General features: G+C 34.5%; 21 protein-coding genes and 1 other annotated feature. All 21 genes read left to right on the top strand.

The features are described from left to right. Window positions 1-10 precede the first annotated feature (10 nt). The 21 genes from rplX (at window position 11) to HMPREF0391_RS06335 (ending at window position 12511) form a co-directional block, all read left to right on the top strand. The gene (gene rplX, locus HMPREF0391_RS06235; protein WP_002836121.1) at window positions 11-319 is read left to right on the top strand and encodes a 50S ribosomal protein L24; all 309 of its coding nucleotides are present in this window, start codon (window positions 11-13) and stop codon (window positions 317-319) included. 18 nt (window positions 320-337) lie between these two features. Beyond that, entirely contained in the window at window positions 338-880 is a 543-nt protein-coding gene (gene rplE, locus HMPREF0391_RS06240; RefSeq protein ID WP_002836122.1) for a 50S ribosomal protein L5, read from the top strand. A 12-nt stretch (window positions 881-892) separates the two neighbouring features. Continuing rightward, window positions 893-1078, top strand: coding sequence for a type Z 30S ribosomal protein S14 (locus tag HMPREF0391_RS06245; protein WP_002836123.1), 186 nt, complete (start codon window positions 893-895; stop codon window positions 1076-1078). A gap of 21 nt (window positions 1079-1099) precedes the next feature. Further along, a complete protein-coding gene (gene rpsH, locus HMPREF0391_RS06250; protein WP_002836125.1) occupies window positions 1100-1495 on the top strand; it encodes a 30S ribosomal protein S8 in 396 nt (131 codons plus the stop codon). Between the two features lie 26 nt (window positions 1496-1521). Further along, window positions 1522-2061, top strand: coding sequence for a 50S ribosomal protein L6 (gene rplF, locus HMPREF0391_RS06255; RefSeq protein ID WP_002836127.1), 540 nt, complete (start codon window positions 1522-1524; stop codon window positions 2059-2061). A 14-nt stretch (window positions 2062-2075) separates the two neighbouring features. Beyond that, on the top strand, window positions 2076-2438 hold the full coding sequence (gene rplR / locus HMPREF0391_RS06260) for a 50S ribosomal protein L18 (protein WP_002836128.1): 363 nt from the start codon (window positions 2076-2078) through the stop codon (window positions 2436-2438). Window positions 2439-2458: 20 nt separating this feature from the next. Then, window positions 2459-2965, top strand: coding sequence for a 30S ribosomal protein S5 (gene rpsE / locus HMPREF0391_RS06265; RefSeq protein ID WP_002837356.1), 507 nt, complete (start codon window positions 2459-2461; stop codon window positions 2963-2965). A 13-nt stretch (window positions 2966-2978) separates the two neighbouring features. Then, on the top strand, window positions 2979-3161 hold the full coding sequence (rpmD, locus tag HMPREF0391_RS06270) for a 50S ribosomal protein L30 (protein WP_002836132.1): 183 nt from the start codon (window positions 2979-2981) through the stop codon (window positions 3159-3161). Window positions 3162-3172: 11 nt separating this feature from the next. Further along, on the top strand, window positions 3173-3622 hold the full coding sequence (gene rplO, locus HMPREF0391_RS06275) for a 50S ribosomal protein L15 (protein ID WP_002836133.1): 450 nt from the start codon (window positions 3173-3175) through the stop codon (window positions 3620-3622). 1 nt (window position 3623) lies between these two features. Further along, entirely contained in the window at window positions 3624-4898 is a 1275-nt protein-coding gene (gene secY, locus HMPREF0391_RS06280) for a preprotein translocase subunit SecY (RefSeq protein ID WP_002836134.1), read from the top strand. A gap of 10 nt (window positions 4899-4908) precedes the next feature. Further along, window positions 4909-5556: an adenylate kinase gene (locus tag HMPREF0391_RS06285; RefSeq protein WP_002836135.1), complete on the top strand. Its 648-nt coding sequence runs from the start codon at window positions 4909-4911 to the stop codon at window positions 5554-5556. A gap of 5 nt (window positions 5557-5561) precedes the next feature. Beyond that, a complete protein-coding gene (locus HMPREF0391_RS06290; protein WP_002836136.1) occupies window positions 5562-5846 on the top strand; it encodes a KOW domain-containing RNA-binding protein in 285 nt (94 codons plus the stop codon). After that, a complete protein-coding gene (gene infA, locus HMPREF0391_RS06295) occupies window positions 5827-6042 on the top strand; it encodes a translation initiation factor IF-1 (protein WP_002836137.1) in 216 nt (71 codons plus the stop codon). Before HMPREF0391_RS06290 ends, infA begins: the two co-directional genes overlap by 20 nt. A gap of 14 nt (window positions 6043-6056) precedes the next feature. Then, entirely contained in the window at window positions 6057-6170 is a 114-nt protein-coding gene (rpmJ, locus tag HMPREF0391_RS06300) for a 50S ribosomal protein L36 (RefSeq protein ID WP_002836138.1), read from the top strand. Between the two features lie 12 nt (window positions 6171-6182). Next, on the top strand, window positions 6183-6533 hold the full coding sequence (rpsM, locus tag HMPREF0391_RS06305; RefSeq protein WP_002836139.1) for a 30S ribosomal protein S13: 351 nt from the start codon (window positions 6183-6185) through the stop codon (window positions 6531-6533). 15 nt (window positions 6534-6548) lie between these two features. Continuing rightward, window positions 6549-6956, top strand: a complete 408-nt coding sequence (rpsK, locus tag HMPREF0391_RS06310) for a 30S ribosomal protein S11 (RefSeq protein ID WP_002836140.1) — start codon at window positions 6549-6551, stop codon at window positions 6954-6956. A 55-nt stretch (window positions 6957-7011) separates the two neighbouring features. Further along, window positions 7012-7965, top strand: a complete 954-nt coding sequence (locus HMPREF0391_RS06315; RefSeq protein ID WP_002836141.1) for a DNA-directed RNA polymerase subunit alpha — start codon at window positions 7012-7014, stop codon at window positions 7963-7965. 13 nt (window positions 7966-7978) lie between these two features. Continuing rightward, window positions 7979-8374 carry a 50S ribosomal protein L17 gene (rplQ, locus tag HMPREF0391_RS06320; RefSeq protein WP_002836142.1) on the top strand — a complete coding sequence of 132 codons (396 nt, stop codon included), beginning with the start codon at window positions 7979-7981 and terminating at the stop codon, window positions 8372-8374. Between the two features lie 133 nt (window positions 8375-8507). Further along, window positions 8508-10481 carry a cell wall-binding repeat-containing protein gene (locus HMPREF0391_RS06325; RefSeq protein WP_002836143.1) on the top strand — a complete coding sequence of 658 codons (1974 nt, stop codon included), beginning with the start codon at window positions 8508-8510 and terminating at the stop codon, window positions 10479-10481. Window positions 10482-10577: 96 nt separating this feature from the next. Next, window positions 10578-11174: a 30S ribosomal protein S4 gene (rpsD, locus tag HMPREF0391_RS06330; protein WP_002836144.1), complete on the top strand. Its 597-nt coding sequence runs from the start codon at window positions 10578-10580 to the stop codon at window positions 11172-11174. A 101-nt stretch (window positions 11175-11275) separates the two neighbouring features. Then, entirely contained in the window at window positions 11276-12511 is a 1236-nt protein-coding gene (locus tag HMPREF0391_RS06335) for a peptidoglycan binding domain-containing protein (protein WP_002836145.1), read from the top strand. Window positions 12512-12858: 347 nt separating this feature from the next. Continuing rightward, window positions 12859-13359 (top strand) — a sequence feature (16S ribosomal RNA rRNA prediction is too short).

Raw genomic sequence — 13359 nt, forward strand, 5'->3', positions numbered from 1 at the left:
GTAAAGAGATATGAAGATTAAAAATGGAGATACTGTAATAGTTATTTCTGGTAAGGATAAAGGAAAGACTGGAAATGTTATTGAAGTATTAGCCAAACAAAATAGAGTAGTAGTAGAAGGAGTTAACATAGTTACTAAACACCAAAAAGCTAACGGACGTGGTGTTGAAAGCGGACTAATCAAAAAAGAAGCTCCTATTGATGTTTCAAACGTAATGTATTATGATGCTAAAAACAAGAAAGGCACAAGATTAGGTTACAAGTTTGAAGACGGTAAGAAAGTTAGATTTATGAAATCTAACAACGAAACTATTAAGTAACATAAGGAGGGTATAAACTTGACTTCCAGATTAAAAGAAAAATATACAAATGAAGTTGTTCCTTTCTTGGTTGAACGTTTCAAATATGAAAACATCATGCAAGTTCCAAGATTGGAAAAAATCGTGCTTAACATGGGTTTAGGTTCTTCAAAAGAAAATCCTAAAGCTATCGAAAGCGCTGTTAAAGAATTAGAAACAATTACAGGACAACACCCAATTGTAACAAAAGCAAGAAAATCTATCGCTAACTTCAAACTTAGAGAAGGAATGAATGTTGGTGTTAAAGTTACATTACGTGGTGAAAAAATGTATGATTTCTTAGATAAATTTATGAACATTTCTCTTCCACGTGTAAGAGACTTTAGAGGTATTTCTTCTAAATCTTTCGATGGTAGAGGAAACTATGCTGTAGGTATCAAAGAACAATTAATCTTCCCTGAAATTGAATACGATATGGTAGATCAAATTAGAGGTATGGATATTGTGGTCGTTACTACTGCAAACACTGACGAAGAAGCTAAGGAATTATTAGACAAAATGGGAATGCCATTTAAGAAATAAGGAGGAGTTTTAGTGGCTAAAAAATCAATGATCGCAAAACAAAAAAGACCTGCAAAGTTTAGCACGAGAGAATATAACAGATGCAAAATTTGTGGTAGACCTCACGGATATTTAAAGAAATATGGCATCTGCCGTATATGCTTTAGAGAATTGGCTTATAAAGGCGAAATCCCTGGCGTAAGAAAAGCAAGCTGGTAAGAAAGGAAGGAGGAAGCTTTTATGATGACTGATCCTATAGCAGATATGCTAACAAGAATAAGAAACGCGGTTAATGCGAAACATAAAGTTGTTGAAGTTCCTGCATCTAATATCAAAAAATCAATAGCACAAATTTTATTAGATGAAGGATTTATCGATGGTTTCAATGTTACTGATGATGGTAAACAAGGAATCATTACAATAGATTTAAAATATGGTCCTAACGAAGAAAAAGTAATTTCAGGTATCAAGAGAATATCTAAACCTGGACTTCGTGTCTATGCCAGAGCAAATGAAGTTCCTAAGGTTTTAGGCGGACTTGGTATTGCTATTGTCTCTACATCAAAAGGCCTTGTAACTGATAAAGTTGCTAGAAAAGAAGGTATTGGTGGAGAAGTAATTTGTTACGTATGGTAACACAAACATTATAAGGAGGTTTGACCATGTCAAGAATTGGATTAAAACCAATTGAAATTCCTAATGGCGTTGAAGTAAAAATAACTGAAGACAATTTGTGTACTGTAAAAGGACCAAAAGGTGAATTAGTTCAACAAATGCCAAAGGAAATGATTATCAAAGTAGAAGATAATACAATCACAGTTTCAAGACCTTCAGACATTAAAAGACACAAATCACTTCATGGTTTAACAAGAACTCTTGTTTTTAACATGATTGAAGGTGTTACTGAAGGATTTAAGAAAACTTTAATTATAGAAGGTACTGGTTACAGAGCAGCAAAACAAGGTAAAAAATTAGTGTTAAACTTGGGATACTCTCACACAATTGAAAAAGAAGATCCAGAAGGAATCACAGTAGAAGTACCAGAACAACACACAATAATTGTAAGTGGTAACGACAAGCAACAAGTTGGTAACTACTCTGCAAAAATCAGAGACCTAAGAGGACCTGAACCATACAAAGGTAAAGGTATCAGATATGAAAATGAACATATTAGACGTAAAGTCGGTAAAACAGGTAAGTAAGAAAGGAGTAAGGTATGTTTAAGAAAATTGATAAAAACGCAAATAGAGTTAAAAGACATTTACGTATTCGTAAGAACCTTACAGGAACTTCTGAAAAACCAAGATTATGCGTATTCAAGTCTAATACTAACATCTATGCACAATTAATCGATGATGTTAACCACAACACATTAGTATCTGCATCAACATTAGATAAAGATTACAAAGGCGAATCAAAATCTAACATGGAAGCTGCAAAACTTGTTGGTGAATTAATCGGTAAAAAAGCTATCGACAAAGGCATTGAACAATGCGTATTTGACAGATCTGGATATTTATATCACGGAAAAGTTAAAGAATTAGCTGAAGGTGCTAGAAGCGCCGGACTTAAATTTTAGTGCAAGGGAGGTATTTAGTATTGGAACTTTTAAATAAAGAAATAGAAGGTTTAGAATTAGAAGAAAGAGTTGTAAATATTAACCGTGTAGCTAAGGTTGTTAAGGGTGGTAGAAACTTTAGATTCGCAGCCCTTGTAGTAGTTGGAGATAAAAACGGACACGTTGGTGTTGGTATTGGTAAAGCACAAGAAGTACCAGAAGCTATCAGAAAAGCAAGCCAAGACGCTAAAAAACACATCTTCACAGTTCCTATCGTAAACACAACTATTCCTCACCAAGTAACAGGAATATTCGGTGCTGGTAGAGTATTATTGAAACCAGCTGGAGAAGGTACTGGAGTTATCGCAGGCGGTCCTGTTCGTGCGGTATGTGAATTAGCAGGTATCAAAGACGTTCGTTCTAAATCATTGGGAACATCAAACCCTCAAAACATTGTTAATGCAACTGTAGAAGGACTTAAATCACTTAAGACAGCTGAACAAGTAGCTAAATTAAGAGGAAAGTCTGTAGAAGAAATTTTAAAATAAGGAGGGCTTTTAAGTGAGTAAATTAAAGATCACTCTTAAAAAGAGCAAAATCGGTAGAATTGAAAAACACATTAGAACTTGTGAAGCCCTTGGACTTCATAAAATCGGACAATCAGTAATCAAAGAAGACAATGATGCAATTCGTGGAATGATTAGACACATTGCATTCATGGTTGACGTTGAAGAAGTTAAGTAGGAGGTGTTATAGTGAAATTACACAACTTAAGACCTGCTAAAGGTGGAGAAGTAAAAGCAAGAAAAAGAGTTGGTAGAGGTTACGGTTCAGGATTAGGACACAATGCTGGACGTGGTAGAGACGGACAAAACTCAAGATCAGGCGGAGGCGTAAGACCAGGATTTGAAGGGGGTCAAATGCCTTTATTCAGAAGACTTCCTAAGAGAGGCTTCAAAAACCACTTCGCAAAACAATACGCTGAAATCAACATCAGAGACTTAAATTGTTTTGAAGATGGAGATGAAATAACACCAGAAATTCTAGCAAACGCAGGATTCTTTAAACCAGTTAAGGCAAAAGACGGCGTTAAGATTTTAGGTGACGGAGAATTAACTAAGAAATTAACTATAAAAGCTAATAAATTTACTAAATCAGCTGAAGAAAAAATTACAAAAGCCGGAGGAAAGGTAGAGGTGATTTAAGATGCTTAAAACCTTAAAAGACGCATGGAAGGTTTTAGACATTCGTAAAAGAATCGGCTTTACTCTACTAATGGTTGTAGTTTTTAGATTAGGTAATGCAATACCGGTTCCTTTTATGGATAAGGCCATTATTAAACAAATAATGAGTGGTCAAGAAGGCGGAATAGTTTCTTTATTGAACCTATTAAGTGGGGGATCATTGAGACAAATGAGCATATTTGCTCTTTCAATATACCCTTACATTACCGCTTCAATCATTCTTCAACTTTTAACAGTAGCATTTCCTAGATTAGGAGAACTTACTCGTGAAGGTGAAGAAGGAAAGAAGAGAATGGGTAAATACACTAAAATCTGTAGTATAATTTTGGCATTCATACAAGGATATGCTACAGTTAATGGTTTATTTAACAGAGCAATCGTAGACAAAAGCTTTTTAACAGGATTTGTTATACTAATAAGCTTGGTAGCAGGATCAATGTTTCTAGTATGGCTAGGAGAAATGATTACTGAAAGAGGTATCGGTAACGGAATTTCAATCTTGATTTTCTTAGGTATCATTTCAAATATGCCAAGACAAATCGGTACAATGATTTATCAATCTAGACAAGGAATGCTATCTTGGTGGAAAATATTACTTTTTGTACTAATAGCGATTATAATATTAGTAGTAGTGGTATTAATTAACCAAGGTGAAAGAAGAATTCCTGTACAATACGCTAAAAGAGTAGTAGGAAGAAAAATGTATGGTGGTCAATCAACTCATATTCCAATTAAAGTTAATATGGGTGGTGTAATGCCAGTAATCTTTGCATCAGCAATCTTACAATTACCACAAACAATAGCATTATTATTCGGCAAAGACATGCCAGGATGGTTAGCCCACATATTCACAGTACAAACAACATCAGGGTTAGTTATCTTCTCAATAGTAAACATGTTATTGATCATAATATTCGCATTCTTCTACTCAGCAATTCAGTTCAACACTGTTGAATACGCTAAGAACTTGCAACAATATGGCGGATTCATTATGGGAATTAGACCTGGTAAACCAACAGGCATGTATCTAAAGAAAATTTCTGATAGAGTAACATTTATAGGCGCAATCATATTAGCGTTAGTAGCATCAGCACCAATGCTAATATCAAAAGCTATAGGAATACAAATCCTATTCGGTGGTACATCAATCATCATCGTAGTAGGTGTAGTATTAGATACTGTAAAACAAATGGAAAGTATGCTAACTATGAAACACTATAAAGGATTTTTGAAGTAAGGAGTTTATAATGAGATTAATATTATTAGGACCTCCGGGAGCAGGTAAAGGAACTCAAGCTAAAAGAGTTATTGAAGAATTTGATATTCCTCACATTTCAACAGGTGATATTTTCAGAAAAAATATCAAAGAAAAGACAGAACTAGGTCAAAAAGTTGAAGGCTTACTTGCAGAAGGAAAACTTGTACCTGATGAATTAACAATAGAAATGGTTTGGGACAGATTAGATCAAGAAGATTGCAAAAACGGATTCTTACTTGACGGATTCCCAAGAACAATTCCTCAAGCCGAAGCCCTTGATGAAGGACTAGCTAAAAGAGGATTGAAACTAGACCGCGTATTAAACATAGACGTTGACAAAGATTCTCTTGTAAAAAGACTTTCAGGAAGACGTGTATGTCCAAACTGTGGTGCAAGCTATCACATTGATAACAACCCAACAAAAGTTGAAGGGATATGTGATGTATGCCAAACTCCAGTAATCCAAAGAGAAGACGACAAAGAACAAACTGTACTAGACAGAATCAAAGTATACGATTCACAAACTAAACCTTTAGTAGACTTCTACAACAAACAAGATTTAGTATTCACAGTTGACGGAACTCTTCCAATAGATGAAATCACTAATAAGTTAGTAACAGAATTAAAAAAAGGTTAGAATTAATGAGCCAATACAACAAACTTGAAACAGGACAAGTTGTTTTAAGTACTTGTGGTCGTGATATGGGCAAACTACAAATGGTTTTGGAAATTCTTGACGATTCTTATGTATTGGTAGTAGATGGAAAACAACGTAAAATCGAAAAACCAAAGAAAAAGAAGATCAAACATCTTCAAAAGTACAACAAAAAGTTGCAATTAGAGAATTTAACAGATAAGAAACTAAGATATATGTTAAACAATTTAAAAAAGGAGGATCAAGACAAGGATGTCCAAAGAAGTTATTGAATTAGAAGGAACAGTAGTAGATGCTCTTCCTAATACGGTATTTAAGGTAGAACTTCAAAATGGCCATGTAATAACAGCTCATATTTCAGGCAAATTAAGAATGAATTATATAAGAATTCTTCCAGGAGACAAGGTAACGGTTGAATTATCACCATACGATTTGGATCGTGGAAGAATAACATGGAGAAAGAAATAAACGGAGGTTAAGCAATGAAAGTAAGACCATCAGTTAAAAAAATGTGCGAAAAGTGCAAGATTATAAAAAGAAAAGGTCGTGTTATGGTTATTTGCGATAACCCTAAACACAAACAAAGACAAGGTTAGTAGGAGGTATAAATGGCAAGAATTCAAGGTGTCGACTTACCAAATGACAAACGTGTAGAAATTGGACTAACTGCAATTTATGGAATAGGTAGACAATCATCAAATAAAATCTTAGCTAAATTAGGAATCAATCCTGACACAAGAGTAAAAGATTTAACAGAATCTGAATTATCTGATATCAGAACTGAATTAGATAACTATCTTACTGAAGGGGATTTACGTCGTGATGTAGCAATGAACATCAAAAGATTAAAAGAAATCAACTGCTACAGAGGATCAAGACACAAAAAAGGCCTTCCAGTAAGAGGACAACATACAAAGAACAACGCAAGAACTCGTAAGGGTCCTAGAAAACAAGCATAGAGAGGGGGAAATTAATTGGCACTAAAAACTAAAGGCGCAAAACGTAACGTTCGCGGTAAAAAAAGAGTAAAAAAGAATATTGAAAAAGGTCAAGCACACATTTCTTCTACATTCAACAACACTATGGTATGTTTAACTGACCTTAACGGTAACGTATTAAGCTGGGCTTCTGCTGGACAATTAGGATTCAGAGGATCTAGAAAATCAACTCCATACGCTGCACAACAAGCTGCTGAAGAAGCTGCTAAGAAAGCTATGGAACACGGATTAAAAACTGTTGAAGTTTATGTAAAAGGACCAGGTTCAGGAAGAGAATCTGCAATTAGAAGTTTGCAAGCTTCTGGACTTGAAGTTAGCTCTATTAAAGATGTAACTCCAATCCCTCACAACGGTTGTAGACCACCAAAGAAGAGAAGAGTATAACACATAGGCTTAATTCAGGATTTCCTGATGGGACTTGTCGAAGGAGGCTGTATTTATGACTGAACAATTAGATACTAAAATAAAAATCGTTGAATTAGATGAACAAAATAATTACGGTAAATTTGTCATAATGCCACTGGAAAGGGGATATGGAACTACTCTAGGAAACTCTCTAAGAAGAGTTTTATTATCATCATTACCAGGAGCTGCTATATCAAAGATAAATATCCAAGGTGTAGCTCATGAAATGTCTACGATTAAAGGTGTCAAAGAAGACGTACCTGAAATAATTTTGAATTTAAAAGGTATCGCTGTAAAGAAATACAATGAAGAACCTATATCATTGAATGTAGACATAAAAGGTCCATGTGTTCTAACAGCTAAGGATATTTTAGTTGATACTGATTTGGAAGTTAAAAACCCAGATCACTACATTGCAACACTTAATGAAGACGCTTCATTAGAAATGCAAATCACAGTTATCAACGGAAAAGGCTACAAAATATCTGAATTTAACAAAACAGACGAAGATATTATAGGAGATATCGCTATTGACTCACTGTTTAGCCCTGTGAAAAAGGTTAATTTCACAGTAGATAATGCCAGAGTTGGCCAAGTAATTGATTACGATAAGCTTACGATAGAAGTGTGGACTAATGGAACAATTAGACCACAAGATGCCTTAAGTGAAGGAAGCAACATCCTAATCAATTGCCTGGAATTATTCAGTGAATTACCTAACTACGAGTGTAATACAAACAGTGACGACGAAGACAATCAAAAAGATAAAGAAACTCAAATGGGCATCAATATCGAAGAATTAGATTTCTCTTTAAGATCATTTAACTGTTTGAAAAGAGCAAATATCAATACTGTAGGAGATATCGTATCTCATACAAAAGCAGATATGATGAAAATAAAGAACTTTGGTAAAAAATCCTTAGACGAAGTTGAAGAAAAACTTCAAGAAATGGGCCTTGCATTTAAAGAAGAAATAAAAGACGAATAAAGGAGGATAGACATTGGCTAACTTAAGAAAATTAGGTAGAAGAACTGATCACAGAACAGCAATGTTAAGAAACCTAGTTCAATCATTGTTCGAAAATGGAAAAATCGAAACAACAGTTACTCGTGCAAAAGAAGCTAGAAGAGAAGCTGAAAAGATGATTACACTTGGTAAAAAAGGTGATTTGAGCGCTAGAAGAGAAGCTCTTAAATATATATACAAAACAGACGTTGTACACACATTGTTTGAAGAAATCGCACCAATTTATGCTGACAGACAAGGTGGATACACAAGAATCTTAAAATTAGGACCTCGTAGAGGAGACGGTTCTGAAATGTGTATACTTGAATTAGTAGATTACACTAAAAAAGAATCCTCAGAAGAAAAAGAAACAGTGAAAGCTGACAAATAGAAAATAACTAAGCATTTGCTTAGTTATTTTTTTTATGCCTAATTGCAAAAGAAAAATCATAGGATTATAATAAAATAAAGAATAATTTGTTAGCAAATAATGAATAATTCAAAAAAATTATTGGGAGGAACCTATGAACAAAAAAATAGTAGCTGCACTAACTTTATCAGCCTTGTTATTATCAACAAACTCATTCGCTTCAAATGAAACACAAAAGTTAGATGCAATCGAAAAACTTGGTCTAAAAATCGATCAATCCATCGATAAGACCAACCTAGCAGATGAAATCAAATTACAAAATGGAATCACATTGAAATTTGACAAAGACGGAAAACTTGTAGGAATTAATGCACTTTCTAGCACGGAAAAATTATTATCAGGAAAAACAGACGACAAATTTGAAGATTACTTAAACAGCACAATAGCTAAGCTTCAAAAAGATGGCTACATTCCTGAAGGATACAAATTAGTCGACAAACAAGACATACTTGATAACGGATACAAAGTTGTATTTGAAAAAGAAAATTCTTTTAATGTCAAAAATCCGTACAACATTATAACAGTATCATTTGACAAGAAAACAAATGAACTCAAAACATTCAACAAAATTGAAAAGTTTGAGGTTACAAAAGCACCTACAGCAAAGCTTGAAGATGCAAAGAAAGTTGCAATCGAAAAACTAAAATCCATCAAAGATTTTGATGAAACAAAAGTAAAATCAGAAACCTCAGTAATCAACATAGACAACTTGTCAACAAAGTTTACAAAAAACAAAGGTCTAGTAGTTGCATATGTATTTGAATATGAAGATACAAAAGTTTATGTCGACGCTAATACAAAAGAATTGTTGGGAGCTGATAAGCTTAAATCAGACGACAATACACAAAGCACAAAACAATACCTAGTATCCAGAATTTACGGTAAAGACAGAATTGACACATCAATCCAAATAGCTAAAAGCTACATCAAAACATCAGAATTTGCTATCCTTGCAAATCAAAACAACTTCCCAGATTCACTAAGTGCAACAGTCCTATCAAAAAAATACAACGCACCAATATTATTGACTGATGCGATAAAAGCTGACAAAAGTTTAATCCAAGAAATCAAAAGATTACAAACAAAATACTTTGTAAAAATCGGCGGCGAAAAATCCATCAGCAATGAAGTAGCCACACAATTACTACCAAAAGGAAGTAAAGTAAAATCATACAAAGGCGCTGACAGATACGCAACAAACGCCGAAATCATCAAAGAATTCAAAGACACAGACACTTGTATCATAGCAAGTGGCGAAAACTTTGCAGACTCACTAAGTATTGGCGCATACGCAACTAAAAACGGATACCCAATCGTATTAGTACAAAAAAATAAAATCAACGACGTAACTAAACAAGCACTAAAAGATTCCAATATCAAAAAGTGCTACATCGTAGGTGGAGAAAACTCAGTATCCAAATCATTGGAAAAAGAATTACCACAAGTAATCGAAAGAATCGCTGGCAATGACAGATACGAAACATCACTTAAAATAGCTGACAAATTCTACAAAGACGCACAAGGAGCCTACCTTGCAAGTGGAGAAGTTTTTGCAGACAGCTTGGCAATCAACCCAATCGCTGCAAGATTTGATGTACCATTGATTCTTACACCAAAAGACAAACTACCACAAAAAACACAACAATACCTTGAAAAATCCAAAATCGTTCAAGTAGCTATAATAGGTGGAGAAAAGACAGTATCCAAGGAAATTCAACAAGAATTAGCCAAAACCAACCCAAACGTTGCGACATCTGTTAAATTCACATACACAAAAGACGGAAAGAAATTTACAAGAGAACTTACAAACGCAGAAGCTAACGAATTAGCAAAATTAATGAATGAACACGACAAATATGTAAAAGATCTAAGATTAAAAAGCATATTTGACAACTACTTCACATTAGTAGGAGCTAATGGTAAAACAAAAGTAGCGGTATCAGTAAATATCGAAAAAGATGAAGTCGTAATAGACGATGCAATCCTTGAAAAAGGTGCTACACTAAACAAAGACAACGAGCTTGCAAAACAATACATCAAATTCATCGAAAATTTACAACAAAATTAACACAAAAATTGTTGAAAAACAAACTTATAGGTGATATAATAGCGTTGGCTTAAAAAATTATCGCGGCAAATAATTTTTTAATGGAGATGAATATTAATGGCAAGAATGATGGGACCTAGATTTAAACAATCTAGAAGATTAGGTCTAAACGTATGCGGTCACCCAAAAGCTAACAAAAGAATGGGTAAAGGACTTGGAAGAAACGACAAGAAGTTAACTGAATATGGTATGCAACTTCTTGAAAAACAAAGATTAAGAGCATATTACGGAGTAAACGAAAAACAAATGCACAAATACTTCGAAAAAGCCCTTAACAACAAAGAAGGTCTTACAACAGGGGATGTAATGGTAAGACAATTAGAAACTAGATTGGACAACCTAGTACTAAGAGCTTCATTTGCATCATCAATCAGACAAGCAAGACAAATGGTATCTCACGGTTTAATCAGAGTAAACGGTAAAAAAGTAGATATCCCTTCTTACCAAGTAGCTGAAGGATCTGTAATCGAATTGAAAGAAAAATCAAGATCAAATGAATTGTTCAAAGAAAACTACGAAACAAACTTTGCACAATCATTACCTTACATTGACAAGGAAGAAAACTTCAAAGTAACATTGACAAGACTTCCTGAAAGACAAGAAATTCCAATCGAAATTACAGACTCATTAATAGTTGAGTTGTACTCAAGATAATCAAAAGGCGAGTTATTATACTCGCTTTTTTTATTGCAATCATTGATATATACTCAAATTAAAAGTACAATAATATTAATTACAACGAAAAGGAAAATCAAATGAAAAAACGAGCACTCATAACCACAATACTATTCTTGTTTCTAGTGTATTTTAGTGGAACGACATTCTTCGCATTCTACGCACTACCAAACACATACGTCAACGGTTACAATATGAGCTTTGTCGAAAAATCCAAAATAGTCGACAGAAACGCAGACATCAGGACACTTACAATTAACGCCACCGATAATCGCAAACTCATAATAGATGCAAAAGAAGTGGATTTCAACCTAAAAATACCGGAAGATTTCAAAATAGAACAAAATCCATTCTCGTGGCCATTGTCATTCTTCGACACCAAAAAATACAACATCAATTTCGACTACACAATTGACGAAGACAAACTCAACAAGAAAATATACCAAACACAGCTTAACAAAAACGCCAAGAAATCGTACAACGCCTACATCAGTTACTTGGATGACGAATACACAATAATACCAGAAGAAGTGGGAAACGAAATTGATACGAATAAACTCAAAGACACCATCAAAAAATCACTCCTAGAACAAAGAGAAGACATTACACTCAAAAACGAATACATCAAACCAACAGTCTACGCAAACGACTGGAATATCATACGCGCCAAAAACAAACTTAACAAACTCAAAGACATCGAAATAAGCTTTGATTTCAACGACACAATCCATAAACTCAAAGGCGCACAGCTTCGTGACATGATGGACTTTGATGAAAAGGAAGGATTTGTATATAAGGACAGTGAAATCGAACACTACGTAGATGATTTGAAAAAAGAAACCGACACCTATGACAAACCACACACAATAAACACAGTCGAAAACAAAACACTCACACTCAACGCAACAGACTACGGCTGGGAAATCGACAAACACAAAACGGTAGAACTTATAAAACTCACACTAGATGATGCAGAAGATAAAACAATAGAACCGGTGTATTCCAAAAAAGCGAAGTCAAGACTTAAAAACGACATTCAAGACGAATACATTGAAATCGACCAACAAAACAAAACACTCTACTACATTAATAACTACAAAATCAACAAAAGTATCCCCATCAGAATTAGACAACCAATCCCAAAAGGAATCTACAACATAGATAACAAAATAAAAGGCTACTCCAAAAACTACACGCTGGGATTTTACAGACACACAATATCTACAGAACAAAACTCTGACATACAAGCAAATCCCAACCTATTAGAAAGCATTTATTATGACGTAACAGACAACATTCCAGTAATAGTGTACTAAAGTAAAATAAAAGTAAAAAAAATTTAAAATTCACTTGACATTACAGTGCAAACTTGATAATATATATAAGCACTCAATTGTTCGGTGAATTTTTTAATTAAAATAAAAATTAAAAAAACACTTGACAACAAAGAAATACAAGAGTATAATGTAATAGTTAGCTCACAAAACGAGAACTTCAAATAAACTTTGAAAATCACGTTTTAAAATATATTTCGTGAGTATAGAACCTTAATAAATTAAATAAAGTAAATACTTTGAGAGAAGTACAAACCAAACAATAATTCGGTGAGAATATAAAAGCAAAAGTCAGCTGAAAAGCTAGCTTCAAACAAACATTAAATTGAGAGTTTGATCCTGGCTCAGGACGAACGCTGGCGGCGTGCTTAACACATGCAAGTCGAACGGGATATAGTAAACAGAAGCCTCGGCGGAAGATTACTAATGAGAGTGGCGAACGGGTGAGTAACGCGTGAGCAACCTGCCTATGACAGTGGGATAGCCTCGGGAAACCGGGATTAATACCGCATAAAATCGTAGAAACACATGTTTTAACGGTCAAAGATTTATCGGTCATAGATGGGCTCGCGTCTGATTAGCTAGTTGGTGAGATAACAGCCCACCAAGGCGACGATCAGTAGCCGGTCTGAGAGGATGAACGGCCACATTGGAACTGAGACACGGTCCAAACTCCTACGGGAGGCAGCAGTGGGGAATATTGCACAATGGGGGAAACCCTGATGCAGCGACGCCGCGTGAACGAAGAAGGTATTCGTATCGTAAAGTTCTGTCCTATGGGAAGATAATGACAGTACCATAGAAGAAAGCTCCGGCTAAATACGTGCCAG

The sequence above is a fragment of the Finegoldia magna ATCC 53516 genome, from assembly GCF_000159695.1.
In the GTDB taxonomy this organism is placed as follows: Bacteria; Bacillota; Clostridia; order Tissierellales; family Peptoniphilaceae; genus Finegoldia; species Finegoldia magna_F.

Coding starts and splice junctions, on each gene's coding strand:
- rplX (WP_002836121.1), top strand. CDS start 11: ATGAAGATTAAAAATGGAGATACTGTAATAGTTATTTCTGGTAAGGAT.
- rpsH (WP_002836125.1), top strand. CDS start 1,100: ATGATGACTGATCCTATAGCAGATATGCTAACAAGAATAAGAAACGCG.
- rplF (WP_002836127.1), top strand. CDS start 1,522: ATGTCAAGAATTGGATTAAAACCAATTGAAATTCCTAATGGCGTTGAA.
- rplR (WP_002836128.1), top strand. CDS start 2,076: ATGTTTAAGAAAATTGATAAAAACGCAAATAGAGTTAAAAGACATTTA.
- secY (WP_002836134.1), top strand. CDS start 3,624: ATGCTTAAAACCTTAAAAGACGCATGGAAGGTTTTAGACATTCGTAAA.
- HMPREF0391_RS06285 (WP_002836135.1), top strand. CDS start 4,909: ATGAGATTAATATTATTAGGACCTCCGGGAGCAGGTAAAGGAACTCAA.
- HMPREF0391_RS06290 (WP_002836136.1), top strand. CDS start 5,562: ATGAGCCAATACAACAAACTTGAAACAGGACAAGTTGTTTTAAGTACT.
- infA (WP_002836137.1), top strand. CDS start 5,827: ATGTCCAAAGAAGTTATTGAATTAGAAGGAACAGTAGTAGATGCTCTT.
- rpmJ (WP_002836138.1), top strand. CDS start 6,057: ATGAAAGTAAGACCATCAGTTAAAAAAATGTGCGAAAAGTGCAAGATT.
- rpsM (WP_002836139.1), top strand. CDS start 6,183: ATGGCAAGAATTCAAGGTGTCGACTTACCAAATGACAAACGTGTAGAA.
- HMPREF0391_RS06315 (WP_002836141.1), top strand. CDS start 7,012: ATGACTGAACAATTAGATACTAAAATAAAAATCGTTGAATTAGATGAA.
- HMPREF0391_RS06325 (WP_002836143.1), top strand. CDS start 8,508: ATGAACAAAAAAATAGTAGCTGCACTAACTTTATCAGCCTTGTTATTA.
- rpsD (WP_002836144.1), top strand. CDS start 10,578: ATGGCAAGAATGATGGGACCTAGATTTAAACAATCTAGAAGATTAGGT.
- HMPREF0391_RS06335 (WP_002836145.1), top strand. CDS start 11,276: ATGAAAAAACGAGCACTCATAACCACAATACTATTCTTGTTTCTAGTG.